Below are 26,430 nucleotides of genomic sequence, written 5' to 3'. Positions count from 1 at the left end.
GTCATAGGGGCGCCCTGAATACGCCCCCGTGGTGGTCGTGAGTGACCGGCGCTGGTTCCCCCGTCTCGCCGCCGTTCGGCGCTGGTGTGCGCCCCCTGTGCGCCGGATCGATCCCGCAGCGGTCCGTGGAATTCCAGCACAGTGCAGGATCTCCAACAAGGCCCATGGGGCAGCCCGTGACACAGGTGACAGCACGTGAGGGTCGAGTCACCGGACGTAGAAAATGATCACCCGCAAAACGGACGTATGTCCGCGAGTCGTCGGTGTCCGGTAGGTGTCCCAGTCGACATGATCAGGAGCGGAATGGTGGGTTCAGGTGGGCAATGTCGCTTTCGTCGCGGTGGTGCGGGAGCCTGAATTGACCGGTTTGACCCTTGATAAGTGAGCAAACTCACACGTAGATCAGGAGCCTCGCTCGGGTTGGCGGGGAATCGCATGTTTAGCCTGACGCTTTACAGAGAAGGCAAAACCGACAACCCGCGCCCTCGCAAGGGTTCTTAGCAGCCCCCAGGCGCCCGGACACGACAGGGTCTGTACAACCGTGAAGACGACGATGATGTTCCACAAGATCGCCAATCCGCGACGCACGACGCTGGCGCACCTCGACGGCGCCGACGACCTGCGGACGCCGGAGCAGCCGGAGCACGCCGTCGAGCTCCCCGCCCAGACCGCCAACCCCCGGCGCACGACGCTCATGGAGATGCCCGTCGCGGCCTCCGCCGCAGAGTAGTACGTCACCCGGCCGCCGAACGTTCAGGGCGGCCGTACGGGCACAAGGGCGCCCGCGCGCCGAACCGCCGCCCCGTCGGGCCACGGATACCTATTGCGCGAGGCGCCCGCCCTTGAGGGCCTGCCGGCGGATCATGCCGCAGACGCGGGGTGTGGCACGCGTATCTGCCGCGTCGTCGTCGGTTACCAGGGCTCCGTCCTGGCGCCCTCCTCCGCCTTGCGGCCGCACGCACCACACCCCGCTCGCCTGTGCTGGTGAGGTGCCGTCGCTTTCCTCCGGCCTGATCCGCCGGGCGGGCCCGCCGCGTTAGCCTGGAGCGTCAGACTCCAGCCAGCTCAGCAAGGGGCCAAGCAACCCGTGCGCATCGCCAGGTTCTCCATCGACGGGAACGTCGCCTTCGGCGCGGTCGAGGGCGACCAGCCGGACCAGCTCGTCCTCGACATCATCAAGGGCATCCCGTTCGCGGACTTCGAGCTCTCCGGCACCAAGGTGCCCCTGAGCAAGGTGCGGCTCCTGCCGCCCGTACTCCCCAACAAGGTCGTCGCCTTCGGCCGCAACTACGCCGAGCACGCCCGCGAACTCGGCAACGAGGTGCCCGACGCCCCGTTCGCCTTCTTCAAGCCGTCCACCTCGGTCATCGGTCCCGGCGACGCCATCCAGTACCCCTCCTTCTCCGAGGAGCTGCACCACGAGGCCGAGCTCGCCGTCGTCATCGGCCGCATGTGCCGCGAGGTCCCGCGCGACCGCGTCAAGGACGTCGTCTTCGGCTACACCTGCGCCAACGACGTCACCGCCCGCGACGTGCAGCGCCGCGAGAAGCAGTGGGCCAGGGCCAAGGGCTTCGACTCCTCCTGCCCGCTGGGCCCCTGGGTGGAGACCGACCTGGACCCGAGCGATCTCACCATCCAGCTCACGGTCAACGGCGGCCAGCGCCAGCTCGGCCGCACCAGCGAGATGATCCACTCCATCGAGGATCTGATCGTCAACATCTCCGAGGCGATGACGCTCCTCCCCGGCGACGTGATTCTCACGGGCACCCCGGCCGGCGTCGGCCCCCTCAACGTCGGCGACGAGGTCGCCGTCAGCATCGAAGGCATCGGCACTCTCACCAACAAGGTTGTCAAGCGTGGCTAGCGCACCCGGCTCCCCCGTACGCGTCCGTTTCTGTCCGTCCCCCACCGGCAACCCCCACGTGGGCCTGGTCCGCACCGCCCTGTTCAACTGGGCGTTCGCCCGGCACCACCAGGGCACGCTGGTCTTCCGCATCGAGGACACCGACGCGGCCCGCGACTCCGAGGAGTCGTACCAGCAGCTTCTGGACTCGATGCGCTGGCTGGGCTTCGACTGGGACGAGGGCCCCGAGGTCGGCGGCCCGCACGCGCCGTACCGCCAGTCGCAGCGCATGGACATCTACCAGGACGTCGCCGCCAAGCTCCTCGACGCCGGCCACGCCTACCGCTGCTACTGCTCCCAGGAGGAGCTGGACACCCGCCGCGAGGCCGCCCGCGCCGCCGGCCGGCCCTCCGGCTACGACGGCCACTGCCGCGAGCTGAGCGACGCCCGGGTCGAGGAGTACGTGGCGCAGGGCCGCGAGCCCATCGTCCGCTTCCGGATGCCCGACGAGGCGATCACCTTCACGGACCTGGTCCGCGGCGAGATCACATACCTCCCGGAGAACGTCCCGGACTACGGCATCGTCCGCGCCAACGGCGCCCCGCTCTACACGCTCGTCAACCCGGTCGACGACGCCCTGATGGAGATCACCCACGTCCTGCGCGGCGAGGACCTGCTCTCCTCCACCCCGCGCCAGATCGCCCTGTACAAGGCGCTGACCGAGCTGGGCATCGCCAAGGAGACCCCCGCCTTCGGCCACCTGCCCTACGTCATGGGCGAGGGCAACAAGAAGCTCTCCAAGCGCGACCCGCAGTCGAGCCTGAACCTCTACCGGGAGCGCGGCTTCCTCCCCGAGGGCCTGCTCAACTACCTCTCCCTGCTCGGCTGGTCGCTCTCCGCCGACCAGGACATCTTCTCGATCGAGGAGATGGTCGCGGCCTTCGACGTCTCGGACGTCAACCCCAACCCGGCCCGCTTCGACCTCAAGAAGTGCGAGGCGATCAACGCCGACCACATCCGCATGCTGGAGGTGAAGGACTTCACCGAGCGCTGTCGCCCGTGGCTGAAGGCTCCCGTCGCCCCCTGGTCGCCGGAGGACTTCGACGAGGCCAAGTGGCAGGCGATCGCACCGCACGCGCAGACCCGCCTGAAGGTCCTCTCCGAGATCACGGACAACGTCGACTTCCTGTTCCTGCCGGAGCCGGTCTTCGACGAGGCATCCTGGAACAAGGCGATGAAGGAGGGCTCGGACGCCCTGCTCCGCACCGCCCGCGAGAAGCTGGACGCGGCCGACTGGACGTCCCCCGAGTCCCTCAAGGAGGCCGTCCTGGCCGCAGGCGAGGCCCACGGCCTCAAACTCGGCAAGGCGCAGGCCCCCGTCCGGGTCGCCGTCACGGGCCGCACGGTCGGCCTGCCCCTCTTCGAGTCCCTGGAGGTCCTGGGCAAGGAGAAGGCGCTGGCCCGGATCGACGCGGCGCTGGCGAGGGCTGCCGCCTGACGCACGCGTGCACGTGCGGGGGCGGCGTCCGGGCTTCCGGGGGCCGCCCCTTCGCGGTACGGGCGGACGCCGCGGGCCCGACGGCGTTACCGTCGGATCATGAGCATCCGCGCCGTGGTCTGGGACGTCGACGACACCCTCTTCGACTACACCACCGCCGACCGCGAGGGCATGCGCGCCCATCTGGTGGCCGAAGGGCTCCTCGCCGGGTACGGATCGGCCGAGGAGGCCCTCGTGCGCTGGCGGGAGATCACCGAACAGCAGTGGGCCCGCTTCGCCGCCGGTGAAGTCGACTTCGTCGCACAGCGCCGCGACCGCACCCGGGTCTTCCTGGGCCGGCCGGAGCTGACGGACACCGAGGCCGACCACTGGTTCCAGCGTTACGTCACCCACTACGAGGCCGCCTGGTCGCTCTTCCCGGACGTGCTGCCCGTCCTCGACGCCCTCGCCGCCAGTCACCGGCACGCCGTGCTCTCCAATTCCAGCCTGACCGTCCAGGACCGCAAGCTGCGCGTCCTCGGCGTGCACGACCGCTTCGAGGCCATCCTGTGCGCCGCCGAGCTGGGCGTCTCCAAACCCGAGCCCGGCGCCTTCCTGGCGGCCTGCGACGCCCTCGGCCTCGCCCCGCGGGAGGTCGCCTACGTCGGAGACCACCCGGAGATCGACGGCCGCGGCGCCGCCGACGCCGGGTTGCTGTCGGTGTGGATCGACCGCGGCGGGGTGTACGCGACCGTCGACCCGCCGGCCGGGCCGCGCCGTATCGCCTCGCTCTCCGAACTCCCCGCGCTCCTCGGCGCCGATACCCGTTTTGGAGCCCCGTCCACCTTCGGGTAATGTTCTTCCTGCGCCGCCGAGGAGCGGGCCGAAAGGGCCGGGAACCGGAGGCGCAACGCTAGAACAAGATCCCCCCGGGGCTTGCGTTCCAGTGGCCTATGGTGTAATTGGCAGCACGACTGATTCTGGTTCAGTTAGTCTAGGTTCGAGTCCTGGTAGGCCAGCTCGCAGAGCTTATCTGCGCCGCGGATCACATCCGCAAAGCCCCCGTTGTGTAGCGGCCTAGCACGCCGCCCTCTCAAGGCGGTAGCGCCGGTTCGAATCCGGTCGGGGGTACAGATCCTTCCCGCGAGGACGGTCAGGGTAGCTCCCGCCGACCCCGATGCAGGATCGCTAGGGCCCCCGTTGTGTAGCGGCCTAGCACGCCGCCCTCTCAAGGCGGTAGCGCCGGTTCGAATCCGGTCGGGGGTACAAACTGGTCTAAACCACATTGGTCTATGGTGTAATTGGCAGCACGACTGATTCTGGTTCAGTTAGTCTAGGTTCGAGTCCTGGTAGACCAGCTCGGATCTGCGGAAACGCAGTTCCTCGCCCCCGTTGTGTAGCGGCCTAGCACGCCGCCCTCTCAAGGCGGTAGCGCCGGTTCGAATCCGGTCGGGGGTACAAGATCAGGAGGCCTCCCGCTTCGGCGGGGGGCCTCTTTTCATTGCGAGTCCCAGCCTGTTCAAGTCCCGGTAGGACCGGGCCAGTTCGGCGTCCAGGGTGCTGCTGGACGCCGGCGAGGGGAGGGCCGCCGCGGCGTTGGGGCGGGCCCCTTCCCGGTCGCGTGCCGAAGTGGGTGCGGTCAGCCCGTGCGGCGCAGGGCCTCGGAGAGGCGGCCGGCGGCGTCGATGATGGCCTGGGCGTGCATGCGGCCCGGGTGGCGCGTCAGACGCTCGATGGGGCCGGAGACGGACACGGCGGCCACCACGCGGTTGGAGGGGCCGCGTACGGGCGCGGAGACGGACGCCACGCCCGGCTCCCGCTCGCCGATGGACTGGGCCCAGCCGCGGCGCCGCACGCCGGACAGGGCCGTCGCCGTGAAGCGGGCGCCCTGCAGCCCGCGGTGCAGGCGCTCGGGCTCCTCCCAGGCCATGAGGATCTGCGCCGACGAGCCGGCCTTCATGGTGAGCGTGGAGCCGACGGGGACCGTGTCCCGCAGGCCCGAGAGGCGCTCGGCGGCGGCCACGCAGATGCGCATGTCGCCCTGGCGGCGGTAGAGCTGAGCGCTCTCGCCCGTGACGTCGCGCAGGTGGGTGAGGACCGGGCCCGCCGTGGCGAGCAGGCGGTCCTCGCCGGCCGCCGCGGCCAGTTCGGCCAGGCGCGGGCCGAGAATGAACCGGCCCTGCATGTCGCGCGCCACCATACGGTGGTGTTCCAGCGCCACGGCCAGGCGGTGGGCCGTGGGTCGTGCCAGTCCGGTCGCACCGACCAATCCCGCGAGGGTGGCCGGGCCGGACTCCAGAGCGCTCAGGACGAGGGCCGCCTTGTCCAGAACGCCGACGCCGCTACTGTTGTCCATGAAACGATACTCCCGTCTCACTCTGTGAAACGCAAGTTCAATTTTCCATGGAACCCGCCACTCTTGATGGCAGGAAGTCACAACGGCCCGTGATGAGTGGGCCTGGTGGCGGTTGCCCGGAAACGCAGGGGTGAGGGCACCGCTTCCCCAAGATCTCTAGTTGGGTCGGCGCTTCGTCGCCGGCCGGAGGGAAAGCGATGGGTAGGACACTCGCGGAGAAGGTCTGGGACGACCACGTCGTCCGGCGCGCCGAGGGCGAGCCCGACCTCCTCTTCATCGATCTGCACCTGCTGCACGAGGTGACCAGCCCGCAGGCCTTCGACGGCCTCCGCAAGAGCGGCCGTCCGGTGCGCCGGCTCGACCTGACCATCGCCACCGAGGACCACAACACCCCGACGCTCGACATCGACAAGCCCATCGCCGACCCGGTCTCCCGGGTCCAGCTGGAGACGCTGCGCAAGAACTGCGCGGACTTCGGCGTCCGGCTGCACCCGCTGGGCGACGTCGAGCAGGGCGTCGTGCACGTCGTCGGCCCGCAGCTCGGCCTGACCCAGCCCGGCACCACCGTGGTCTGCGGCGACTCGCACACCTCCACGCACGGCGCCTTCGGCGCGCTGGCGTTCGGCATCGGCACCTCCCAGGTCGAGCACGTGCTGGCCACCCAGACGCTGCCCATGGTCCGTCCGAAGACCATGGCGATCACCGTCAACGGTGAACTGCCCGACGACGTCACGGCCAAGGACCTGATCCTCGCGATCATCGCCAGGATCGGCACCGGCGGCGGCCAGGGCTACGTCCTGGAGTACCGGGGCGAGGCCATCGAGAAGCTCTCGATGGAGGCCCGGATGACCATCTGCAACATGTCGATCGAGGCCGGCGCCCGCGCGGGCATGATCGCCCCCGACGAGACCACTTTCGCCTACCTCCAGGGCCGCCCGCACGCCCCCGAGGGCGCCGACTGGGACGCGGCCGTCGAGTACTGGAAGACGCTGCGCACGGACGACGACGCCGAGTTCGACGCCGAGTTCGCCATCGAGGCCGCCGAGCTGGCGCCGTTCGTCACCTGGGGCACCAACCCGGGCCAGGGGTCGCCGCTGTCCGCCGCCGTCCCCGACCCGGCTTCGTACGAAGACGCTTCGGAGCGCTTCGCCGCCGAGAAGGCCCTGGAGTACATGGGGTTGGCGGCCGGGCAGCCGCTGCGCTCCATCAAGGTGGACACCGTCTTCGTAGGTTCGTGCACCAACGGTCGCATCGAGGACCTGCGCGCCGCCGCCGAGATCGTGCGGGACCGCAAAGTCGCCGACGGCGTGCGGATGCTGGTCGTACCCGGCTCCGCGCGGGTGGGCCTGCAGGCCGTCTCCGAGGGCCTGGACGTGGTCTTCAAGGAGGCCGGCGCCGAATGGCGGCACGCGGGCTGCTCGATGTGCCTGGGCATGAACCCGGACCAGCTGGCCCCGGGGGAGCGCTCCGCGTCCACCTCCAACCGCAACTTCGAGGGGCGGCAGGGCAAGGGCGGTCGCACCCATCTGGTCTCGCCGCAGGTCGCGGCCGCGACGGCGGTCCTGGGCCATCTGGCCTCCCCGGCCGACCTGACCGCCGCCGACGTTCCCACGCCCGCTGGAGTCTGAGAGTCATGGAAGCATTCACCACGCACACCGGCCGGGCCGTCCCGCTGCGGCGCAGCAACGTCGACACCGACCAGATCATCCCCGCCCACTGGCTCAAGAAGGTGACGCGGGACGGGTTCGAGGACGGGCTGTTCGAGGCCTGGCGCAAGGACCCGGAGTTCGTGCTCAACCGGTCCGAGCGCGAGGGCGCCACGGTCCTGGTCGCCGGCCCCGACTTCGGCACCGGCTCCTCCCGTGAGCACGCCGTCTGGGCACTGCAGAACTACGGCTTCAAGACCGTGATCTCCTCCCGCTTCGCCGACATCTTCCGCGGTAACTCGCTGAAGAACGGCCTGCTCACGGTGGTCCTCGACCAGAAGATCGTGGATGCCCTGTGGGAGCTGACGGAGAACGACCCGCAGGCCGAGGTCACGGTCGACCTCCAGGCCCGTGAGGTCCGCGCGGAGGGCATCACCGCCTCCTTCGAGCTGGACGAGAACTCCCGCTGGCGGCTGCTGAACGGCCTGGACGACATCTCGATCACCCTCCAGAACGAGGCGGACATCGCCACGTACGAGGCGAAGCGCCCGTCGTTCAAGCCGCAGACCCTCCAGGCGTGACCCCCGGGCCTCTTCGGAGGCCCCCGCAAGGTCGAGTTTCGGCCACCCAACACCCCGGCTGTACCCCCGATCGGCCCGATCGGGGGTACAGCCGTTTCTGCTGCCGGTCGCGTGTGTGTGGCACGGCTGTGTCGCTCAACTTCCCACGTTAGAGGCGTGGTTGCCGGGGTACGCGGGCCATGGAGGCGCGGCTTCCGTGTGTGCCCGAAAGGCCGTTTGAGGCGGCAGTTGCCCCCTGCGCAGGCGACAACTCGCCCCAGATGGCACAATCTGTGCATGGAACACGACGGCCAACTCGAGCTCTATACGGCGGTCGCGGTCCGGCTCAAGGAAGCGCACACAAGAGTGCGCGCACTGCAAGTCCCGGAGGGCGTACGGATGGCGCTGACCCGGAAGCTGCTGGTCATTACGGCCGCGGCCAAACACGATCTCGCCGGTGCGGCAAGGCGCCTGGATCGGTTCACCGCCGACCTCGACGAGGGTCGATTCCCCGAAGAGGAAGGCTGAACAGGCCGGGACCGCCCGAGTCCGTTGCGGCACAAGGGTGATTAGCCCGTTTCGTGTTTGATTTGCGGTATATATCTGCCTAACGTGCGAAAAAGCTTGAACACATTCGTTCTGGCGATGTCTCCGAAGGGGAAGACGTGAACAAGGCGCAGCTCGTAGAAGCGATTGCCGACAAGCTGGGCGGCCGGCAGCAGGCCGCCGACGCTGTCGACGCGGTCCTGGACGCCCTCGTCCGTGCAGTGGTCTCGGGCGACCGGGTCTCGGTGACCGGCTTCGGTTCCTTCGAGAAGGTCGACCGTCCGGCCCGTTACGCCCGCAACCCTCAGACGGGCGAGCGGGTTCGGGTCAAGAAGACCTCCGTGCCGCGCTTCCGCGCGGGCCAGGGCTTCAAGGACCTGGTGAGCGGCTCGAAGAAGCTCCCGAAGAACGACATCGCGGTCAAGAAGGCGCCCAAGGGCAGCCTGTCCGGCCCGCCGCCCACCATCTCCAAGGCCGCGGGCAAGAAGGCCGCCGCCAAGAAGGCCACCGGCGCCGCGAAGAAGGCCACGGGCGCGGCCAAGAAGACGACCGCGGCGGCGAAGAAGACGACCGCGAAGAAGACCGCCGGCGCGGCGAAGACGGCGACGGCGAAGAAGGCCCCCGCCAAGAAGTCCGCCGCCAAGAGCACCACGGCGGCGGCGAAGAAGTCCACGGCCAAGAAGGCCCCCGCGAAGAAGGCGACCGCCAAGAAGGCCCCGGCCAAGAAGTCGACCGCCCGCAAGACCACCGCCAAGAAGGCCACCGCCCGCAAGAAGTAGCAGGTAGCAGCAGGCGACCAGGTACAGGGGCACTCACGCGCCGGGCCGGACTCCCTCTCGGAGTCCGGCCCGCGGCGTGTTCGGGGCCCGTGGGTCCCGCAGGCCCGGCGGGCCGGGACGACCAGGGCGTTTCAGAACGTCTGGAGCGTCACCAGCGTGATCCGGCGCTCCGCGCCCGCGCCCTCGGTCTCGATCCGCACCCGCTGTCCGGGCCGCAGCAGTCTCAGGCCCCCCGCGTCGAACGCCGCCGCGTCGAAGGGCACGGGCGTGCCGTCGTCGAGCAGCACCTGCCCGCTGCGGTTGTCGGGGTCGTACGTGTATGCGGTCGCCTGCATGTCGGCAGCCTACTGCCCGGCGATCAGCAACCGCGCCGCCACCGCGGCCGTACGGGGCCCCACCCCGAGCGCCAGCGCGATGCGCAGATCCCCGCCGGTGTCGACATCCTGCCGTACGGAATCCACCGCGCCGAGCCGCAGTTCCACCGCGCCGGACGCGCGGTGCCGGGCCCGGGAATCCGCGCCGAATACGGGGGCCAATTCACGGCCCGGTGCCGCGGCCAGCAGGGTCGTTCCGATTCCGGCCGCGTCCGGCAGAAAAGCGCGCGGGAATTGTGCCGCCGCCGCCAGGACCCGCGCCAATTCCGCCGGCCGCAGCGCGGGCAGATCGGCGTTGAGCGCGGCCACCGGACTTTCGGGACGTGCCGCCCGTACCGCTGCCGCACCGTGCGCCAGGGCCGCGTTCAGGCCGCCGCCGGGCTCGTCCGCGACGACCCACGCGCCCAGCGCCGCCAGCTCCCGCCCGGCCCGCGCGTCGTCCGTGACTACTGCCACATCCGCCACCGCCGGGCAGGCCAGCGCGGCTCCGATGGTGTCCTGGGCGAACGCCAGCGCGAGGTCCGGCCGTACCCCGCCGTCCGCGGTGTCCGACAGTCTGCTCTTGGCCCGGGCGAGGGGCTTCACGGGTACGACCAAGGTCCACTGCACGGGCGTTCCGTCCTTCTCTCGTCGCTGTCATTGTCACCTGGGGGACCTGGCGGTTAACTCTCCGGGGCGTACGGTGTTCTCGACAGACGGGCGGCCCGGGGCGACACTTGTCCGGCCCCAGGCCCTGGAGGAAAGGTGTCAGCGTGCCCCGCCGCAGAATCGGCTTCTGGTACCGCTTCGCCGCGGTGATCTGTAAACCGCCGCTGGTGGTTCTGATCAAGCGGGACTGGCGGGGAATGGAGAACATTCCGGCCGAGGGTGGATTTATCACCGCCGTGAACCACAATTCGCACGTCGACCCCTTCGCGTACGCGCACTACCAGTACAACACCGGGCGCGTCCCGCGATTCCTGGCGAAGAGCGGCCTTTTCAAGAAAGGATTCGTCGGTGCCGCGATGCGGGGCACCGGACAGATCCCCGTCTACCGCGAGAGCACGGACGCGCTGAGCGCCTTCCGGGCCGCGATCGACGCCGTGCAGCGCGGCGAGTGCGTCGCCTTCTACCCCGAGGGCACCCTCACCCGCGACCCGGACGGCTGGCCGATGACCGCCAAGACCGGGGCCGCGCGCGTCGCCCTGCAGACCAGGTGCCCGGTGGTCCCGGTCGCCCAGTGGGGCTGCAACGAACTGCTGCCGCCGTACGCGAGGAAGCCCAGCCTTCTCCCGCGCAAGACCCACCGCGTGCTGGCGGGCCCGCCGGTCGACCTGTCGCGGTTCTACGACAAGGAGATGACCACGGAGCTCCTGAAGGAGGCCACCGAGGTCATCATGGCCGCCGTCACCCGCCAGCTGGAGGAGATCCGCGGCGAGAAGGCGCCCGAAACCCCTTACGACCCGCGCCGGGAGCGGATCGAGCAGCGGCGCCGGACCCAGGCACAGCACCAGCAGACACAGAACCCGCAGCCGCCGAACGAGCAGGCGCGGTCCCGGCAGTCGCAGCAGGCAGAAGGGCAGAGCACGTGAGCAACCCGGTCAAGGCGGCCGTCTTCGGCACCGGATCGTGGGGCACGGCCTTCGGCATGGTCCTCGCCGACGCGGGGTGCGACGTCACCCTGTGGGGGCGCCGCGCCGAACTCGCCGATGCCGTCAACTCCACCCGGACCAACCCGGACTACCTGCCCGGCGTGGAACTCCCCGCGGGCGTGCGGGCCACCACCGACGCCGCCGAGGCCGCGCGGAACGCCGACTTCACCGTCCTCGCGGTGCCCTCCCAGACGCTGCGCGCCAACCTCGCCGACTGGGCACCCCTGCTGGCGCCCGGCACGATCCTGGTGTCCCTGATGAAGGGCGTCGAACTCGGCTCCGCGATGCGGATGAGCGAGGTGATCGACGACGTCGCCAAGGTCGGCGCCGAGCGCATCGCCGTGGTCACCGGCCCCAACCTGGCCCGGGAGATCGCCGCCCGCATGCCGGCCGCCGCCGTGGTCGCCTGTCCGGACGAGTCCGTCGCCCAGCGCCTCCAGACCGCCTGCCACACGCCGTACTTCCGCCCGTACACCAACACCGACGTCATCGGCTGCGAACTCGGCGGCGCCGTCAAGAACGTGATCGGGCTGGCCGTCGGCATCGCGGACGGCATGGGCCTCGGCGACAACGCCAAGGGCTCCCTCATCACCCGCGGCCTCGCCGAGACCACCCGCCTCGGTGTCGCCCTCGGCGCCGACCCGCTGACCTTCTCCGGACTGGCCGGTCTCGGCGATCTGGTGGCGACCTGCTCCTCGCCGCTGTCCCGCAACCACACCTTCGGCACCAACCTGGGCAAGGGCATGACCCTCCAGGAGACCATCGCGGTCACCAAGCAGACCGCAGAGGGCGTCAAGTCCTGCGAGTCGGTGCTCGATCTGGCCCGCAGGCACGGCGTCGACATGCCGCTCACCGAGACGGTCGTCGGCATCGTGCACGAGGGCAAGCCTCCGGTGGTCGCGCTCAAGGAGCTGATGTCGCGCAGCGCGAAGCCGGAACGACGCTGAGCGACGCCGGTCGGCGCCGGAACGGAACCTGGGCGTCCACCCGCGCCACGCGGTCCCGCCGACGCTGTCTCGCGGCCCTACGGGCGGGTACGCTCAACGCGATATGAGCACCGAGAACCTCCCCCAGAGCCCCGAGCAGCCGCCTCGCAAACCGCGTGTGGCCGTCGTGTTCGGCGGGCGCAGCTCCGAACACGGGATCTCCGTGGTCACCGCCGGAGCCGTCCTCGCGGCCATCGACCGGACGCGGTACGACGTCCTGCCGATCGGCATCACCAGGGACGGCCGCTGGGCCCTCACCGCCGACGAACCGGAACGCATGGCGATCACCGAACGCCGTACGCCCGACGTCGAGGAACTGGCCGAGTCGACCGAGGGCGGCGTGTTGCTGCCCGTCGACCCCGCCAGCCGCGAGGTCGTCTACAGCGAACCCGGCTCGGTGCCCAAGGCGCTGGGCGAGGTCGACGTCGTCTTCCCCGTGCTGCACGGCCCGTACGGCGAGGACGGCACCCTCCAGGGCCTGCTGGAGCTGTCCGGTGTGCCCTACGTCGGCGCGGGCGTGCTCGCCTCGGCCGTCGGGCAGGACAAGGAGTACATGAAGGCGGTGTTCACCTCCTACGGGCTGAAGGTCGGCCCTTACGTGGTGATCCGGCCCCGCGATTGGGCGCAGGACCGTTCCGGCGCCCGCAAGAGGATCGTGGACTTCGCCGGCGAGTACGGCTGGCCGCTGTTCGTGAAGCCCGCGCGCGCGGGTTCCTCGATCGGCATCACCAAGGTCGACGACCCCTCCGGACTCGACGAGGCGATCGAGGAGGCCCGGCGCCACGACCCGAAGATCCTCGTGGAGGCGGCGCTGCGCGGCCGGGAGATCGAGTGCGGGGTGCTGGAGTTCGAGGACGGCCCCCGCGCCTCCGTTCCCGCCGAGATCCCGCCGCCCTCGGAACACGCGTACTACGACTTCGAGGCCAAGTACATCGACTCGACGCCCGGCATCGTGCCCGCCCCGCTCACGCCCGAGGAGACCGCCGAGGTCCAGCGGCAGGCCGTCGAGGCGTTCGACGCGGCCTCCTGCGAGGGCCTGGTGCGCGCGGACTTCTTCCTCACCGAGGACGACGAGTTCGTGATCAACGAGATCAACACGATGCCCGGCTTCACGCCGATCTCCATGTACCCGCAGATGTGGCAGGCGAGCGGCGTGAGCTACCCGGAGCTGGTGGACCGGCTGGTCCAGGCAGCGCTGCGGCGGTCCACGGGATTGCGCTGACGTCCGGCTTCACGCACGCCCGGAAGGCGGTCCCCTCGGGGATCGCCTTCCGCAGTATGATCAGCGGGTTTCCCCGGTCCGCCGCCCGTCGGAGGCAGCGCCTTGTCCGGGTTCCGGAACAGCTCGGTGACCTTGTGTCCGGGCCGGGAACCACCGCAGACCCGCTGTCGTCTGCCGAGGAGCAGCCTGCGGCGGCGATCAGCAGAGCGAGAGCGAGCGGGCGGAAGGGGGTCAGAGATGAACGACCGGGCAGGTCAGAGTACGGGTGATGCCGTCCACTTGCTGGACCTTGGCGACCACCATGCGACCCAGGTCGTCGACGGTGTCGGACTGGGCGCGGACGATGACGTCGTAGGGTCCTGTCACGTCCTCGGCCTGGATCACTCCAGGGATCTTGCTGATCGTCTCGGCGACGGTCGACGCCTTGCCGACCTCCGTCTGGATCAGGATGTACGCCTGTACCACGGAACCTCCAGAGCGGCCACGAGGATCATGTGGGGAAAAGGAACGCCACGGTATCGCGTCACCGCACTTCACGGGGAGACCCGCGGGGCGCGGGCCCCGCGCGCCGGGGTACCGGAATGGCACGAGTTGACGATCACGCCGACCGCGGTGACGGTCATTTCGACCGTAACGAGGGCAGAGATGACGCGCGACCGGGCACGGACAGGGACAGAAGGGGAGCCAAGGCGATGAAGGGCACTGTTGGTGAGCTGGGGGAGTTCGGGCTCATCAGGGAGCTCACCTCCCGTCTCACCACCACCCCGGCGGTCCGGGTCGGCCCCGGCGACGACGCCGCGGTGGTCGCCGCGCCCGACCGCCGGGTGGTGGCCAGCACCGACATCCTCGTGGAGGGGCGGCACTTCCGCCGGGACTGGTCCACCGCGTACGACGTGGGCCGCAAGGCGGCGGCGCAGAACCTGGCCGACATCGCCGCCATGGGCGCCGTGCCGACCGCACTGCTGCTCGGCCTGGTCGTACCCGCCGAACTGCCGGTGGCCTGGCCGACCGAGCTGATGGACGGGCTGCGCGACGAGTGCCAGGTCGCGGGCGCCTCCGTGGTCGGCGGCGACGTGGTGCGCGGCGACACCATCACCGTCTCCATCACCGCGCTCGGCGACCTGCGCAACCAGGAGCCCGTCACCCGCGGCGGCGCCCAGCCCGGCGACCTCGTCGCGGTGACCGGCTGGCTCGGCTGGTCCGCGGCCGGGTTCGCCGTACTGTCCCGGGGCTTCCGCTCGCCGCGCGCCTTCGTCGAGGCCCACCGCCGTCCGGAACCGCCGTACCACGCGGGGCCGGCCGCCGCGGGTCTCGGCGCCACCGCGATGTGCGACGTGAGCGACGGACTGATCGCCGACCTGGGTCACATCGCGGAGGCCAGCAAGGTCAGGATCGACATCCGCTCCGGCCAGATCGACATCCCGTCCCAGATGAACGACATCGGCCAGGCCGTCGGCGTCGACCCCATGCAGTGGGTTCTCACCGGAGGAGAGGACCACGCGATCGTGGCCACCTTCCCGCCGGACGTGAAGCTGCCCGCCCGCTGGAAGGTCATCGGCGAGGTCCTCAACCCCTCCGCGCTGCCCCAGGTGACCGTCGACGGGGCGCCCTGGACCAGCAAGGGCGGCTGGGACCACTTCGGAGAGGACATGGAATCATGACACCGCCCCTGGTCCTCACCGTGGCCGGCTCCGACTCCGGCGGCGGTGCCGGCATCCAGGCCGACCTGAAGACGATGCTCGCCCTCGGCACCCACGGCATGAGCGTGCTCACCGCGGTGACCGCGCAGAACTCGCTGGGCGTGCAGGGCGCCTGGGAACTCCCCGTGGACGCCGTGCGGGCCCAGTACCGCAGCGTCGTGGACGACATCGGCGTCCAGGCGGTCAAGACCGGGATGCTGTCCTCGGCGGAACTGGTCGAGGCGGTCGCCGAGTTGATCGGCGGCACGGACGCCCCGGCGGTCGTCGACCCGGTCGGAGTCTCCAAGCACGGGGACGCGCTGCTGGCCGCCTCCGCGCTGGACTCCGTACGCACCGAACTGCTGCCGGTGGCGACCGTCGCCACGCCCAACCTCGACGAGGTCGCCCAACTCACCGGCGTACGGGTCGAGTCGGACACCGATCTGCGCCGGGCCGCGACGGCCGTGCTGGAGTACGGGCCGCGCTGGGTGCTGATCAAGGGCGGCCACCTGGCCGGCGACGCCGTCGACCTGCTCACCGACGGCTCCGAGGAACACTGGCTGCGCGCCCCGCGCCTCGACAACCGGCACACGCACGGCACGGGCTGCACCCTCGCGTCGGCCGTCGCCTGCGGTCTGGCGAAGGGGCGGTCGGTACCCGAGGCGGTCGCGGCGGCCAAGGAGTACGTCACCGGGGCGATCGCGGCCGGCTTCGGGCTCGGCGCCGGCATCGGGCCGGTGGACCACGGCTGGGCGCTCGGGCGGGACCACGGCTGAGCGTTCGGACGGGGCGGGCGCTCCCGCGGCGAGGCGGAGGGTTACGGGGGCGCCGTCGACCGTGTGCGGCCAGGGCTACCGGCCGGTCGAGTCTTACGGCACGGCAAAAAGCCGGCCCACCCGAGGTGGACCGGCTCCATGCAGCGGACCAGGCAGTGGCCGCGCGCTCAGCTGACGCGTCAGCGCGAGACCTTCCCGGCCTTGATGCACGAGGTGCAAGCGTTCACGCGCTTCGGCGTCCCGCCGACCACGGTACGCACACGCTGGATGTTCGGGTTCCAGCGACGGGACGTACGGCGGTGCGAGTGCGAGATGTTGTTGCCGAAGCTCGGCCCCTTGCCACAGACGTCGCAGTTGGCAGCCACGGGTCACTCCAAAGACTTCAGATGCACTTACGGTTGACCCCGGCATGCCGGGATCAAGGTTCCGGGGCCGCGAGCGGTCCGGGGTCTGAGTGGCGGTGCCAGGGGGAAGAGCCCGATCGGGATCGGGCAACCGGAGCAGCATACAACGGCTGCTCCCGTACAACGAAACTACCATGGCAGCTCAGGGGGCCGCCCCCGGCCCTCTTCCGGTGGGCACCCTCCCAAGGTCTACGCTGCCTGCCACGTCCAGCAGCTCAGGGAGGCGCAGGTGGCGCAGGTGCCGCAGAGGTTCTTCGACGCTCTGGCGGTGCGTACCTGGTGCGGTCTGTCGCTGCGCGCGCTGGGACGGGCACGCGAGGAGATCGACGCGATCAACGTCTATCCGGTCGCGGACGGGGACACCGGCACCAACCTCTATCTGACCGTCGAGTCGGCCGTCGCCGCCGTGGAGGCGGTGTTCGCGGCACACGCGGTGGACGCCGGGGAGCCGGATGCGGGCGGCGGGCCCTCGCTGGCCGATGCCGTGGGTGCCATGGCGCACGGCGCCCTGATCGGCGCGCGCGGCAACTCCGGGACGATCCTCGCGCAGCTGCTGCGCGGCATGGCCCAGGTGCTCACCGCCGGGGGTGAACCCGCTCACACCGATGGTCCGCGTCTGCGGCTGGCCCTGCGGCACGCGGCCGAATCCGCCCGGCAGGCCGTGGCCCACCCGGTCGAGGGCACCGTCCTGACCGTCGCCTCGGCCGCCGCCGCCGCGGCGGACGCCGCGGCCGACGGTGTGGCCGACGGGGCGGAGGGCGACTGCGCGGCGGTGGCCCGGGCGGCCTACGACGGTGCCCGCGCGGCGCTCGCCGCGACCCCGGCCCAGCTGCCCGTCCTGGAGCGCGCCGGAGTGGTCGACGCCGGCGGACACGGCCTCGTGACGGTCCTCGCGGCCCTGGTGGAGACGTTCACGGGTCGTGCGCCGGGGCCGGAACCGGTCGCCGTGCCGCACGCGCGTCTGGCGCACGACGACGAGGCCGCGGGGGAGTGCGCGGCGGAGGGCGAAGAGAGCGGCCCGGCCTTCGAGGTGATCTACCTCCTGGAGGCCGAGGACGCGGCCGTGGCCCGGCTGCGGCAGCGGCTCGACGCCCTGGGGGACTCGCTCGTGGTGGTCGGCGGTGAGGGACTGTGGAACGTCCACGTACACGTCGACGACGCGGGCGCCGCCGTGGAGGCGGGCGTCGAGGCCGGGCGGCCGTACCGGATCCGCATCACCCACTTCGGGCACGGCGACGCGCACACCGCCGGAACCGGGCGCCCGCCGCGTGAGCGCACCCAGCGCGCCGTGGTGGCGGTCGTGCCGGGGGAGGGTCTGGCCGGGCTCTACACCGAGGCCGGCGCGACCACCGTGCTCGCGCGCCCCGGGGAACCGCCCGCGAGCGGGGAACTCGTCCAGGCCCTGCGGCGGGCGCACGCGCGCGAGGTCGTGCTGCTGCCCAACGACGTCGAACTGCGCCACACCGCCGCCGCGGCGGCCGAGCAGGTGCGCACCGAAGGCATCCGCGTCGCCCTCATCCCGACCCGCTCCGCGGTCCAGGGCATCGCCGCGCTCGCCGTGCACGAGCCCGAGCGGCGCTTCGACGAGGACGTGGTGGCGATGACCTCGGCGGCGGGCGCCACCCGCCACGCCGAGGTCGCCGTCGCCGAACGCCAGTCGTGGACCACGGCCGGCATCTGCCAGGCCGGCGACGTACTCGGCCTCGTCGACGGCGACGTGGCCGTGATCGGCGCGGACGTCACGGAGGTCGCCGCGACCGTCCTGGACCGCATGCTCGCGGCCGGCGGCGAGCTGGTCACCCTGGTCCTCGGCGACGAGACCCCCGAGACCGTCACCGCCCACCTGGAGGCCCGCGTCCGCGAGGCGTACCTCGCCGTCGACACGGTGGTCTACCGGGGCGGCAGGCAGGGCGCGCTGCTGCTGATCGGCGTGGAGTAGCGCGGCGGCACCGCCGGTCACCGGGGAGGTGTGTGGCTGATGCGGCCGGTCACCGGGGAGGTGTGTGGCTGATGCGGCCGGTCACCGGGGAGGTGTTGGCCGATACCGCCGGCTTCCGGGGAGGTGCGGGGCCATTGTCAGTGGCGTGGTGTGGAATGGATCTCGTGCCCGCACTGCGAGAACCCCTGAAGAAGGTACTCGGCCCCGCCACCGCGAAGGTGATGGCCGAGCACCTCGGCCTGCACACCGTCGGCGACCTCCTTCACCACTACCCCCGCCGATACGAGGAGCGCGGCCAGCTCACCCACCTCGCCGACCTGCCGATGGACGAGCACGTCACGGTGGTGGCCCAGGTCGCCGACGCCCGCCTGCACACCTTCGCCTCGTCGAAGGCGCCGCGCGGCAAGGGGCAGCGCCTCGAAGTGACCATCACGGACGGCCACGGCCGCCTCCAGCTCGTCTTCTTCGGCAACGGCGTCCACAAGCCCCACAAGGAGCTCCTGCCGGGCACCCGCGCGATGTTCGCGGGCAAGGTCTCCGTCTTCAACCGCCGACTGCAACTGGCCCACCCGGCGTACGAGTTGCTGCACGGCAGTGGTGACGACGACGGGACCGAGAGCGTCGAGTCCTGGGCGGGCGCCCTCATCCCCCTCTATCCGGCCACCGCCAAGCTGGAGTCCTGGAAGATCGGCAAGGCGATCCAGACGGTGCTGCCCAGCGCGCAGGAGGCCGTCGACCCCCTCCCCGGCTCCCTGCGTGAGGGACGTGGCCTGGTCTCCCTCCCGGAAGCCCTCCTCAAGATCCACCGCCCGCACACCAAGGCGGACATCGAGGACGCCCGCGCCCGCCTGAAGTGGGACGAGGCATTCGTCCTCCAGGTCGCCCTCGCCCGCCGCCGCCACGCGGAGACCCAACTCCCCGCCGTCCCCCGGAAACCGAGCCCGGACGGCCTGCTCACTGCCTTCGACGACCGTCTCCCCTTCACCCTCACCGGCGGCCAGCAGAAGGTCTCCCGGGAGATCTTCGGCGACCTCGCCACCGACCACCCGATGCACCGGCTGCTCCAGGGGGAGGTCGGATCGGGAAAGACGATGGTGGCCCTGCGCGCCATGCTCGCCGTCGTCGACGCGGGCGGGCAGGCCGTGATGCTGGCGCCCACCGAGGTGCTCGCCCAGCAGCACCACCGGTCGGTCGTCGAGATGATGGGGGAGCTGGCCGAGGGCGGGATGCTCGGCGGCGCCGAACACGCCACCAAGGTGGTGCTGCTGACCGGCTCGATGGGCGCCGCCGCCCGCCGTCACGCTCTGCTCGACCTGGCCACCGGCGAGGCCGGCATCGTCATCGGCACGCACGCGCTGATCGAGGACAAGGTGCAGTTCCACGACCTCGGTCTGGTCGTCGTCGACGAACAGCACCGCTTCGGCGTCGAGCAGCGCGACGCCCTGCGCGGCAAGGGCAAACAGCCGCCGCATCTGCTCGTCATGACCGCCACGCCGATTCCGCGCACCGTCGCCATGACCGTCTTCGGCGACCTGGAGACCTCCGTCCTGGACCAGCTCCCGGCCGGCCGGTCCCCGATCGCCAGCCATGTCGTCCCGGCCGCCGACAAACCGCACTTCCTCGCCCGCGCCTGGGAACGGGTCCGCGAGGAGGTGGCGGGCGGCCACCAGGCGTACGTCGTCTGCCCGCGCATCGGCGACGAGGACGACGCCCCGAAGAAGGGGTCCCAGAAGCCCCCCGAGGGTGACGCGGAGAAGCGGCCCCCGCTGGCCGTCCTCGACGTCGCCGAGCAGCTGGCGAAGGGCCCGCTCCAGGGTCTCAAGGTCGAGGTCCTGCACGGCCGGATGCAGCCCGACGACAAGGACGCCGTCATGCGCCGCTTCGCGGCGGGGGAGACCGACGTCCTCGTCGCCACGACCGTCATCGAGGTGGGCGTCAACGTCCCCAACGCCACCGCGATGGTGATCATGGACGCCGACCGCTTCGGCGTCTCCCAGCTCCATCAGCTGCGCGGCCGCGTCGGCCGGGGCTCCGCCCCCGGCCTGTGCCTGCTGGTCACCGAGATGCCCGAGGCGAGCGCGGCCCGGCAGCGGCTGGGCGCCGTCGCCGGCACTCTCGACGGCTTCGAGCTCTCCCGCATCGACCTCGAACAGCGCCGCGAGGGCGACGTACTCGGCCAGGCCCAGTCCGGCGCCCGCACCTCCCTGCGCGTCCTCGCCGTCATCGAGGACGAGGAGATCATCGCCGAGGCGCGGGAGGAGGCGGCGGCGGTAGTGGCCGCCGACCCGGAGCTGACGGGTCTGCCCGGTCTGCGGACGGCTCTGGACGCACTGCTGGACGACGAGCGGGAGCAGTACCTGGAGAAGGGCTGACAGACTGGGAGCGGACACCGTCCGCACACCCGAGCACACCGACAAGGATCCGAAGATGACCCGCGTGATCGCCGGCAAAGCCGGCGGACGCCGCCTCGCCGTCCCGCAGGGCACCGGCACCCGCCCCACCTCCGACCGCGCGCGCGAGGGACTCTTCTCCACCTGGCAGTCCCTGCTCGGCGGCCCGCTGGACGGCGAGCGGGTCATCGACCTGTACGCCGGTTCCGGCGCCGTCGGCCTGGAGGCGCTGTCCCGGGGCGCCGGACACGTCCTGCTCGTCGAGGCCGACGCCCGTGCCGCCCGTACGGTCCGGGAGAACGTCAGGGCGCTCGGCCTGCCCGGCGCCGAGGTCCGGGCGGGCAAAGCGGAACAGATCATCCGTACTCCGGCCCCGGCCGAGCCGTACGACATCGTCTTCCTGGATCCGCCGTACGCCGTCTCGGACGACGATCTTCGGGAGATCCTGCTCACACTCCGCACGGAGGGGTGGCTCACCGGGGAAGCGCTCGTCACCGTGGAGCGCAGCACCAGGGGCGGCGAATTCCGCTGGCCCCAGGGCTTCGACGCGATCCGGTCCCGTCGCTACGGCGAGGGAACGTTTTGGTACGGTCGCGCCGCCTCTACGTGCGAAGACGCACGATGACCGGACCGGAGAGCGAGGGAACTCAAGTGCGCCGCGCCGTCTGTCCCGGGTCATTCGACCCGATCCACAACGGACATCTCGACATCATCGCCCGTGCCTCCAGCCTCTATGACGAGGTTTACGTCGCAGTGATGATCAACCGGTCCAAGAAGAGCCTGTTCGAGATCGAGGAGCGGATCGACCTCATCCGCCAGGTCACCGCCGAGTACGGGAACGTGCGCGTGGAGTCCTTCCACGGCCTCCTCGTCGACTTCTGCAAGCAGCGCGAGATCCCGGCCATCGTCAAGGGCCTGCGCGCCGTCAGCGACTTCGACTACGAACTCCAGATGGCCCAGATGAACAACGGCCTCTCGGGCGTGGAGACCCTCTTCATCCCCACCAACCCCACCTACAGCTTCATGTCGTCCTCCCTGGTCAAGGAGGTCGCCACCTGGGGCGGCGACATCTCCCACCTGGTGCCGCCGCTGGTCCTCGAAGCCCTCTCCGGACGCCTGAAGAAGGGCTGACGCCCCTGTCGTACAGCTGCCGGAGACCGACTGGCCGTCACCCGGTGTCCCCCGGACACCCCAGGGTCGTACAGTCGTCCCGTCCGTCTCCAACACAGCTGTAGAGAGTGGCGAGCACACGGTGGACGTGCAGAAGAAGCTCGACGAGATCAGCGCGATGGTCTCCGGCGCCCGCGCCATGCCCATGTCGGCCTCGTGCGTGGTCAACCGCGCCGAACTGCTCTCGATGCTGGAAGAGCTGCGTGCCGAGCTGCCCGGATCCCTCGCCCAGGCCCAGGAGCTGATCGGCGACCGCGACCAGATGGTCGCGCAGGCCCGCCAGGAGGCCGACCGGATCATCGAGAGCGCGCAGGCCGAGCGCGGTTCCCTGATCTCCGACACCGAGGTCGCCCGCCGCTCCCAGGCCGAGGCCGACCGGATCCTCGCCGAGGCCCGCCAGGAGGCCGAGGAGGTCCGCGCCGAGGCCGACGACTACGTCGACTCCAAGCTCGCCAACTTCGAGGTCGTCCTCACCAAGACCCTCGGCTCCGTCGGCCGTGGCCGCGAGAAGCTCCTCGGCACCGGACCCGGCCTCGACGAGAACGGCTACGAGGACGAGGACGCCCCCGAGCGGAGCCATGACCCGGAGACCCTGCGCCGCGACGCCGACACCTACGTCGACACGAAGCTCGGCGCCTTCGAAGCCGTGCTGGCCAAAACCCTGGACGCCGTCGGCCGGGGCCGTCAGAAGCTGCACGGCAGGATCGCCACCGACGACCTCGGCGCCCTCGCGGACGACATGAGCACCGTCCAGCACTCCAGCGACGCGGACTACCTCGCCGGCCTCTCCGACGCCCCCGCCGTGCAGCCCCACCAGCGGGAGTACGGCGAGCAGCAGCCGGCGGCGGCACAGGTACCGGCGCAGGCCGTGCCGGAGATGCCGGCGCAGGCCGTGCCGGAGATGCCGGCACAGCAGCCGGCGTACGGCTACGCCCAGCAGCAGCCCGATCCCTACGCCGGCTACCAGCAGGCCTACGGCGACGGACAGGACCCGTACGGCTACCAGCAGCAGACGGCGGACCCGTACGCCTACCAGTACGCCCCCCAGCAGCAGGCGTACGACGGGCAGCAGGGCTACGCCCAGCCCCAGCAGCCCCCACAGCCCCAGCCCCAGCAGCCCCCACAGCCCCAGCCCCAGCAGCCCCCGCAGGCTCAGCCGCAGTCCCTCGACGAGACCAGCCTCTTCGACACGAGCATGATCAGCGCCGAGCAGCTGAGGGCCTACGAACAGGGCCGCGGACTCTAGCCGCGGGCGCCGTCACCGGCTGCGCCCCTGGCGCCGTCCCGGGCCGGATTGGGCCGAAAGCGAATGGTCCAGTATCCTGGCTCTTCGGTCGCGCGTACGTCCGCGATCGCCGCTGCCCGGGAACACCGAAGGGCAGCACCCCCACACCCACGAAGACCGAAAGCAGGAATGGTTCTGAACGCGCGCCTCGACCACCGCAACCCCCTCGTGTTCGACACACACGAGCTGGGACGGCGGCCCGGTGCGCTCCAGCGCCTGACCCGCACGGTCGACGCTCCCAAGGACTTCGGTATCCAGGGAGTCATCGGAGTGCCGGAAGGCGCCCCGGTGGAACTCGATCTCCGGCTCGAGTCGGTCATGGAAGGGGTGCTCGTCACGGGCACCGCCCGCGCCAAGGCCGAGGGGGAGTGCGTAAGGTGTCTGGAGCCGCTCGAGCAGCAGCTTGTGGCGGACTTCCAGGAGATGTTCTCGTACCCTGACGCCGACGACCGGGGCCGCCCTGTGGCGGAGCCGGCCGACGACGCCGAGGAAGACGAGGGCAGGCTCTTCGTCGAGGACGGACTGATCGGCCTCGAACCCGTGCTGCGCGACGCGGTGGTGCTCGCACTGCCGATGCAGCCGGTGTGCCAGGAAGACTGCCCGGGTCTGTGCTCCGAGTGTGGAGCACGCCTGGCGGACGACCCGGACCACCACCACGACGCCGTCGACATTCGTTGGGCGGCTTTGCAGGGACTCGCCGGTTCACTCGGAGACGGCGAGAAGGACGAGATGAGCGGCGCCGAACCTGGCGTCGACGAGAAGCAGGAGAAGTAGCCGTGGCTGTTCCGAAGCGGAAGATGTCGCGCAGCAACACGCGCCACCGCCGGTCGCAGTGGAAGGCTGCGGTCCCCACCCTGGTTGCGTGCGAGCGCTGCCACGAGCCCAAGCTGCAGCACATCGCGTGCCCGGCTTGCGGCACTTACAACAAGCGCCAGGTCCTCGAGGTCTGAGCGGCTGGTGAGAGGCACTGTGTCAGTCCCCAAGAAGGCGGAAGACGCCAAGGCGGACCCACCCGCCAAGAAGAAGGCGGACACCCAGGCCTCGTCCCACACGCTTCTGGAAGGGCGGCTCGGCTATCAGCTCGAGTCCGCCCTTCTGGTGCGTGCACTGACCCACCGTTCCTACGCGTACGAGAACGGCGGTCTGCCGACGAACGAGCGGCTGGAGTTCCTCGGTGACTCCGTCCTCGGCCTCGTCGTCACGGACACGCTGTACCGCACCCACCCCGACCTGCCCGAAGGCCAGCTGGCCAAGTTGCGGGCCGCGGTGGTCAACTCGCGTGCGCTGGCTCAGGTGGGCCGTGGGCTCGACCTCGGCTCCTTCATCCGGCTCGGCCGCGGTGAAGAGGGCACGGGCGGCCGGGACAAGGCATCCATCCTCGCCGACACCCTCGAAGCGGTGATCGGCGCGGTCTATCTCGACCAGGGCCTCGACGCGGCCTCCGAACTGGTACACCGCCTGTTCGACCCGCTGATCGAGAAGTCCTCGAACCTCGGTGCCGGCCTGGACTGGAAGACCAGTCTCCAGGAACTCACCGCGACCGAAGGGCTCGGCGTCCCCGAGTACCTGGTCACGGAGACCGGCCCGGACCACGAGAAGACCTTCACTGCTGCCGCCCGCGTCGGAGGCGTCTCGTACGGCACCGGCACCGGCCGCAGCAAGAAGGAGGCGGAGCAGCAGGCCGCGGAATCCGCGTGGCGGTCCATCCGGGCCGCGGCGGACGAGCGCGCCAAGGTGACCGCGGCCGAAGCGGCGGCCCAGCCCGCCGCCGAAGCAGCGGCCCAGCCGAGCGCCGACGCCCCGTCGGCCTCTGCCTGATGCGTCCGATCCATCCGACTCATCGCCCGTTTCGAACGCCCGCCCCACTCCAGGGGCGGGCGTTCGGCTCGTCCACCGGCCCACCCGAGGGGATGCCATGCCCGAGTTGCCCGAGGTCGAGGTCGTACGGCGCGGCCTGGAGCGCTGGGTCGCCCACCGCACCGTCGCCGACGCCGAAGTGCTGCACCCGCGCGCGGTACGCCGGCACATCGCCGGTCCCGACGACTTCGCCCACCGCCTCGAGGGCCACCGCATCGGCACGCCCAGCCGCCGGGGCAAGTACTTGTGGCTGCCCCTGGAGGACACCGAGCAGGCGATCCTGGCCCACCTCGGCATGAGCGGCCAGCTCCTGGTCCAGCCGCACGAGGCACCGGCCGAGAAGCACCTGCGCATCCGCGTCCGCTTCACCGACGCCCTGTCCACCGAACTCCGTTTCGTCGATCAGCGGACCTTCGGCGGCCTGTCCCTGCACGACACGACCCCCGACGGACTCCCCGACGTCATCGCGCACATCGCCCGCGACCCCCTCGACCCGCTCTTCGACGACGAGGCGTTCCACCTCGCACTGCGCCGCAAGCGCACCACGATCAAACGGGCCCTGCTCGACCAGTCACTGATCAGCGGCGTCGGCAACATCTACGCCGACGAGGCCCTCTGGCGCTCCCGCCTGCACTACGAACGCCCCACCGCGACCTTCACCCGCCCCCGCACCGCCGAGCTCCTCGGCCACGTCCGCGACGTGATGAACGCGGCCCTCGCCGTGGGCGGCACCAGCTTCGACAGCCTCTACGTCAACATCAACGGCGAGTCCGGCTACTTCGACCGGTCGCTCGACGCGTACGGCCGAGAGGGCCTGCCCTGCCGCCGCTGTGCCACACCGATGCGCCGCCGGCCGTGGATGAACCGCTCCAGCTACTTCTGCCCGAAGTGCCAGCGGGCGCCCCGTCCTGGCCTGGGGCAGAACGCCTAGAGCTGCCGGGCGTCGTACCGCTCGCGCGACGCGAGCACCTCGTCCATCCGCCCCTCCAGGCACTGGATGAGCGCGATCAGCCGCCCGGCCACCGTGTGCCCCAGCGCGGTGAGTTCGTAGTCCACGCGGGGCGGGTTGGTGGGCTGGGCCTCGCGGTGCACCAGGCCGTCCCGCTCCAGCGCGTGCAGGGTCTGGGCCAGCATCTTCTCGCTGACGCCGTCGACGCGGCGCCGCAGCTCGTTGAACCGGAAGGAGCCCTCGTACAACGCGCCCAGCGTCAGCGCGCCCCAGCGCCCCGTGACGTGTTCCAGGGTGCCGCGCGAGGGACAGGCCCTGGAGAACACGTCGTACGGGAGGTCCTGCTCCTCCGTGCGCTCCTGCGTGGTCGACATGCGCCCAGCGTACGTGAGCGCAGCGCTGAACCGCAGGTCGCGCGCTGAGCCCCGGACAGCGCTCCAGTGCTCCCCGGGAGCTGCTCTAGTAGCAACGCCGTTCAGTTAGGGCGGGGGTTTGTTCGTCAAGGCCGGTGAACAAGGCAGCGGAGCTGCTGTAGAAGAGGGATGTCACTCCAAGACATCC

28 protein-coding genes and 5 tRNA genes are annotated in these 26,430 nt (G+C 70.8%); 27 read left to right on the top strand and 6 right to left on the bottom strand.

All coding sequences use genetic code 11. The features are described 5' to 3' along the window. Positions 1–541: 541 nt before the first annotated feature. The 9 genes from ACIQ1J_RS30110 to ACIQ1J_RS30070 all read left to right on the top strand — a co-directional run bounded on the left by ACIQ1J_RS30110 (position 542) and on the right by ACIQ1J_RS30070 (position 4,778). Positions 542–730: a hypothetical protein gene (locus ACIQ1J_RS30110; RefSeq protein ID WP_193776563.1), complete on the top strand. Its 189-nt coding sequence runs from the start codon at positions 542–544 to the stop codon at positions 728–730. Between the two features lie 357 nt (positions 731–1,087). Beyond that, positions 1,088–1,864, top strand: coding sequence for a fumarylacetoacetate hydrolase family protein (locus tag ACIQ1J_RS30105; RefSeq protein WP_310871027.1), 777 nt, complete (start codon positions 1,088–1,090; stop codon positions 1,862–1,864). Beyond that, positions 1,857–3,341 carry a glutamate--tRNA ligase gene (gene gltX, locus ACIQ1J_RS30100; RefSeq protein ID WP_403561741.1) on the top strand — a complete coding sequence of 495 codons (1,485 nt, stop codon included), beginning with the start codon at positions 1,857–1,859 and terminating at the stop codon, positions 3,339–3,341. The genes ACIQ1J_RS30105 and gltX overlap by 8 nt, the downstream gene beginning before the upstream one ends. A gap of 99 nt (positions 3,342–3,440) precedes the next feature. Then, complete coding sequence (locus ACIQ1J_RS30095; RefSeq protein WP_403561739.1) at positions 3,441–4,175, top strand: HAD family hydrolase; 735 nt, start codon at positions 3,441–3,443, stop codon at positions 4,173–4,175. Positions 4,176–4,267: 92 nt separating this feature from the next. Further along, positions 4,268–4,339 (top strand) — tRNA-Gln (locus ACIQ1J_RS30090). A gap of 39 nt (positions 4,340–4,378) precedes the next feature. Then, a tRNA-Glu gene (locus ACIQ1J_RS30085) sits at positions 4,379–4,451 on the top strand. Between the two features lie 62 nt (positions 4,452–4,513). After that, positions 4,514–4,586, top strand: a tRNA-Glu gene (locus tag ACIQ1J_RS30080). A 20-nt stretch (positions 4,587–4,606) separates the two neighbouring features. Next, positions 4,607–4,678: transfer RNA gene (locus tag ACIQ1J_RS30075), tRNA-Gln, on the top strand. Between the two features lie 27 nt (positions 4,679–4,705). After that, a tRNA-Glu gene (locus ACIQ1J_RS30070) sits at positions 4,706–4,778 on the top strand. A 181-nt stretch (positions 4,779–4,959) separates the two neighbouring features. On the opposite strand, the gene ndgR is transcribed toward ACIQ1J_RS30070, so the two are convergent. Beyond that, positions 4,960–5,676 carry an IclR family transcriptional regulator NdgR gene (gene ndgR, locus ACIQ1J_RS30065; RefSeq protein ID WP_121749358.1) on the bottom strand — a complete coding sequence of 239 codons (717 nt, stop codon included), beginning with the start codon at positions 5,674–5,676 and terminating at the stop codon, positions 4,960–4,962. Between the two features lie 197 nt (positions 5,677–5,873). Between ndgR and leuC the strand changes: the two genes are divergently transcribed. The 4 genes from leuC to ACIQ1J_RS30045 all read left to right on the top strand — a co-directional run bounded on the left by leuC (position 5,874) and on the right by ACIQ1J_RS30045 (position 9,207). Next, a complete protein-coding gene (leuC, locus tag ACIQ1J_RS30060) occupies positions 5,874–7,304 on the top strand; it encodes a 3-isopropylmalate dehydratase large subunit (RefSeq protein ID WP_403561736.1) in 1,431 nt (476 codons plus the stop codon). Between the two features lie 5 nt (positions 7,305–7,309). Next, entirely contained in the window at positions 7,310–7,903 is a 594-nt protein-coding gene (gene leuD, locus ACIQ1J_RS30055; protein WP_210960268.1) for a 3-isopropylmalate dehydratase small subunit, read from the top strand. A 276-nt stretch (positions 7,904–8,179) separates the two neighbouring features. Further along, positions 8,180–8,410, top strand: a complete 231-nt coding sequence (locus ACIQ1J_RS30050; protein WP_121749361.1) for a hypothetical protein — start codon at positions 8,180–8,182, stop codon at positions 8,408–8,410. A 137-nt stretch (positions 8,411–8,547) separates the two neighbouring features. Then, on the top strand, positions 8,548–9,207 hold the full coding sequence (locus ACIQ1J_RS30045; RefSeq protein ID WP_210960269.1) for an HU family DNA-binding protein: 660 nt from the start codon (positions 8,548–8,550) through the stop codon (positions 9,205–9,207). Between the two features lie 131 nt (positions 9,208–9,338). Here ACIQ1J_RS30045 and ACIQ1J_RS30040 read toward each other — a convergent pair whose 3' ends face one another. Next, positions 9,339–9,542, bottom strand: coding sequence for a hypothetical protein (locus ACIQ1J_RS30040; protein WP_210960270.1), 204 nt, complete (start codon positions 9,540–9,542; stop codon positions 9,339–9,341). A gap of 9 nt (positions 9,543–9,551) precedes the next feature. Then, positions 9,552–10,190, bottom strand: coding sequence for a 2-phospho-L-lactate guanylyltransferase (cofC, locus tag ACIQ1J_RS30035; RefSeq protein ID WP_403561733.1), 639 nt, complete (start codon positions 10,188–10,190; stop codon positions 9,552–9,554). A gap of 143 nt (positions 10,191–10,333) precedes the next feature. On the opposite strand from cofC, the gene ACIQ1J_RS30030 reads away from it, so the two are divergent. The 3 genes from ACIQ1J_RS30030 to ACIQ1J_RS30020 all read left to right on the top strand — a co-directional run bounded on the left by ACIQ1J_RS30030 (position 10,334) and on the right by ACIQ1J_RS30020 (position 13,420). Beyond that, complete coding sequence (locus ACIQ1J_RS30030) at positions 10,334–11,152, top strand: lysophospholipid acyltransferase family protein (RefSeq protein WP_403561731.1); 819 nt, start codon at positions 10,334–10,336, stop codon at positions 11,150–11,152. After that, complete coding sequence (locus ACIQ1J_RS30025; RefSeq protein WP_210960273.1) at positions 11,149–12,159, top strand: NAD(P)H-dependent glycerol-3-phosphate dehydrogenase; 1,011 nt, start codon at positions 11,149–11,151, stop codon at positions 12,157–12,159. Before ACIQ1J_RS30030 ends, ACIQ1J_RS30025 begins: the two co-directional genes overlap by 4 nt. Positions 12,160–12,262: 103 nt before the next feature. Beyond that, positions 12,263–13,420 carry a D-alanine--D-alanine ligase family protein gene (locus tag ACIQ1J_RS30020; RefSeq protein WP_403561729.1) on the top strand — a complete coding sequence of 386 codons (1,158 nt, stop codon included), beginning with the start codon at positions 12,263–12,265 and terminating at the stop codon, positions 13,418–13,420. Between the two features lie 231 nt (positions 13,421–13,651). On the opposite strand, the gene ACIQ1J_RS30015 is transcribed toward ACIQ1J_RS30020, so the two are convergent. Next, on the bottom strand, positions 13,652–13,885 hold the full coding sequence (locus tag ACIQ1J_RS30015; RefSeq protein WP_053137604.1) for an Lrp/AsnC family transcriptional regulator: 234 nt from the start codon (positions 13,883–13,885) through the stop codon (positions 13,652–13,654). Positions 13,886–14,112: 227 nt separating this feature from the next. Between ACIQ1J_RS30015 and ACIQ1J_RS30010 the strand changes: the two genes are divergently transcribed. Beyond that, on the top strand, positions 14,113–15,081 hold the full coding sequence (locus ACIQ1J_RS30010) for a thiamine-phosphate kinase (protein WP_403561727.1): 969 nt from the start codon (positions 14,113–14,115) through the stop codon (positions 15,079–15,081). Beyond that, complete coding sequence (gene thiD / locus ACIQ1J_RS30005) at positions 15,078–15,875, top strand: bifunctional hydroxymethylpyrimidine kinase/phosphomethylpyrimidine kinase (protein ID WP_403561725.1); 798 nt, start codon at positions 15,078–15,080, stop codon at positions 15,873–15,875. The genes ACIQ1J_RS30010 and thiD overlap by 4 nt, the downstream gene beginning before the upstream one ends. A gap of 179 nt (positions 15,876–16,054) precedes the next feature. On the opposite strand, the gene rpmB is transcribed toward thiD, so the two are convergent. Beyond that, a complete protein-coding gene (gene rpmB / locus ACIQ1J_RS30000; protein WP_013000438.1) occupies positions 16,055–16,240 on the bottom strand; it encodes a 50S ribosomal protein L28 in 186 nt (61 codons plus the stop codon). A gap of 268 nt (positions 16,241–16,508) precedes the next feature. Between rpmB and ACIQ1J_RS29995 the strand changes: the two genes are divergently transcribed. The 9 genes from ACIQ1J_RS29995 (at position 16,509) to mutM (ending at position 25,851) form a co-directional block, all read left to right on the top strand. After that, the gene (locus tag ACIQ1J_RS29995; RefSeq protein WP_403561722.1) at positions 16,509–18,218 is read left to right on the top strand and encodes a DAK2 domain-containing protein; all 1,710 of its coding nucleotides are present in this window, start codon (positions 16,509–16,511) and stop codon (positions 18,216–18,218) included. Positions 18,219–18,373: 155 nt separating this feature from the next. Beyond that, positions 18,374–20,590: an ATP-dependent DNA helicase RecG gene (gene recG, locus ACIQ1J_RS29990; RefSeq protein WP_403561720.1), complete on the top strand. Its 2,217-nt coding sequence runs from the start codon at positions 18,374–18,376 to the stop codon at positions 20,588–20,590. A 55-nt stretch (positions 20,591–20,645) separates the two neighbouring features. Continuing rightward, positions 20,646–21,233 carry a 16S rRNA (guanine(966)-N(2))-methyltransferase RsmD gene (gene rsmD / locus ACIQ1J_RS29985; protein ID WP_403561718.1) on the top strand — a complete coding sequence of 196 codons (588 nt, stop codon included), beginning with the start codon at positions 20,646–20,648 and terminating at the stop codon, positions 21,231–21,233. Positions 21,234–21,259: 26 nt separating this feature from the next. Next, complete coding sequence (gene coaD / locus ACIQ1J_RS29980) at positions 21,260–21,739, top strand: pantetheine-phosphate adenylyltransferase (RefSeq protein ID WP_210960387.1); 480 nt, start codon at positions 21,260–21,262, stop codon at positions 21,737–21,739. Positions 21,740–21,860: 121 nt separating this feature from the next. Then, entirely contained in the window at positions 21,861–23,024 is a 1,164-nt protein-coding gene (locus tag ACIQ1J_RS29975; RefSeq protein WP_403561716.1) for a cell division initiation protein, read from the top strand. A gap of 168 nt (positions 23,025–23,192) precedes the next feature. Further along, positions 23,193–23,837: a YceD family protein gene (locus ACIQ1J_RS29970; protein WP_403561714.1), complete on the top strand. Its 645-nt coding sequence runs from the start codon at positions 23,193–23,195 to the stop codon at positions 23,835–23,837. A 2-nt stretch (positions 23,838–23,839) separates the two neighbouring features. Further along, positions 23,840–24,013 carry a 50S ribosomal protein L32 gene (rpmF, locus tag ACIQ1J_RS29965; protein WP_006139588.1) on the top strand — a complete coding sequence of 58 codons (174 nt, stop codon included), beginning with the start codon at positions 23,840–23,842 and terminating at the stop codon, positions 24,011–24,013. Between the two features lie 7 nt (positions 24,014–24,020). Further along, a complete protein-coding gene (gene rnc / locus ACIQ1J_RS29960; RefSeq protein WP_210960282.1) occupies positions 24,021–24,881 on the top strand; it encodes a ribonuclease III in 861 nt (286 codons plus the stop codon). Between the two features lie 97 nt (positions 24,882–24,978). Further along, positions 24,979–25,851: a bifunctional DNA-formamidopyrimidine glycosylase/DNA-(apurinic or apyrimidinic site) lyase gene (gene mutM / locus ACIQ1J_RS29955; RefSeq protein ID WP_403561711.1), complete on the top strand. Its 873-nt coding sequence runs from the start codon at positions 24,979–24,981 to the stop codon at positions 25,849–25,851. Here the strand turns inward: mutM and ACIQ1J_RS29950 are convergent. After that, a complete protein-coding gene (locus ACIQ1J_RS29950; RefSeq protein ID WP_210960284.1) occupies positions 25,848–26,243 on the bottom strand; it encodes a helix-turn-helix domain-containing protein in 396 nt (131 codons plus the stop codon). The two genes, mutM and ACIQ1J_RS29950, sit on opposite strands and share 4 nt — an antisense overlap. Positions 26,244–26,430: the final 187 nt, after the last annotated feature.

It is taken from the genome of Streptomyces sp. NPDC097107 (assembly GCF_044762405.1).
GTDB classification, from domain to species: Bacteria; Actinomycetota; Actinomycetes; order Streptomycetales; family Streptomycetaceae; genus Streptomyces; species Streptomyces thinghirensis.
The sequence above is the reverse complement of the archived record's forward strand: the minus strand, read 5'-3'. Positions and strand labels throughout refer to the sequence as shown.

Excerpts from the sequence above, each read along its gene's own strand:
- ACIQ1J_RS30095 (WP_403561739.1), top strand. The coding sequence starts at position 3,441 with ATGAGCATCCGCGCCGTGGTCTGGGACGTCGACGACACCCTCTTCGAC.
- ndgR (WP_121749358.1), bottom strand. The coding sequence starts at position 5,676 with ATGGACAACAGTAGCGGCGTCGGCGTTCTGGACAAGGCGGCCCTCGTC.
- leuC (WP_403561736.1), top strand. The coding sequence starts at position 5,874 with ATGGGTAGGACACTCGCGGAGAAGGTCTGGGACGACCACGTCGTCCGG.
- leuD (WP_210960268.1), top strand. The coding sequence starts at position 7,310 with ATGGAAGCATTCACCACGCACACCGGCCGGGCCGTCCCGCTGCGGCGC.
- ACIQ1J_RS30050 (WP_121749361.1), top strand. The coding sequence starts at position 8,180 with ATGGAACACGACGGCCAACTCGAGCTCTATACGGCGGTCGCGGTCCGG.
- ACIQ1J_RS30040 (WP_210960270.1), bottom strand. The coding sequence starts at position 9,542 with ATGCAGGCGACCGCATACACGTACGACCCCGACAACCGCAGCGGGCAG.
- ACIQ1J_RS30020 (WP_403561729.1), top strand. The coding sequence starts at position 12,263 with ATGAGCACCGAGAACCTCCCCCAGAGCCCCGAGCAGCCGCCTCGCAAA.
- ACIQ1J_RS30010 (WP_403561727.1), top strand. The coding sequence starts at position 14,113 with ATGAAGGGCACTGTTGGTGAGCTGGGGGAGTTCGGGCTCATCAGGGAG.
- thiD (WP_403561725.1), top strand. The coding sequence starts at position 15,078 with ATGACACCGCCCCTGGTCCTCACCGTGGCCGGCTCCGACTCCGGCGGC.
- recG (WP_403561720.1), top strand. The coding sequence starts at position 18,374 with ATGGATCTCGTGCCCGCACTGCGAGAACCCCTGAAGAAGGTACTCGGC.
- rsmD (WP_403561718.1), top strand. The coding sequence starts at position 20,646 with ATGACCCGCGTGATCGCCGGCAAAGCCGGCGGACGCCGCCTCGCCGTC.
- ACIQ1J_RS29970 (WP_403561714.1), top strand. The coding sequence starts at position 23,193 with ATGGTTCTGAACGCGCGCCTCGACCACCGCAACCCCCTCGTGTTCGAC.
- mutM (WP_403561711.1), top strand. The coding sequence starts at position 24,979 with ATGCCCGAGTTGCCCGAGGTCGAGGTCGTACGGCGCGGCCTGGAGCGC.
- ACIQ1J_RS29950 (WP_210960284.1), bottom strand. The coding sequence starts at position 26,243 with ATGTCGACCACGCAGGAGCGCACGGAGGAGCAGGACCTCCCGTACGAC.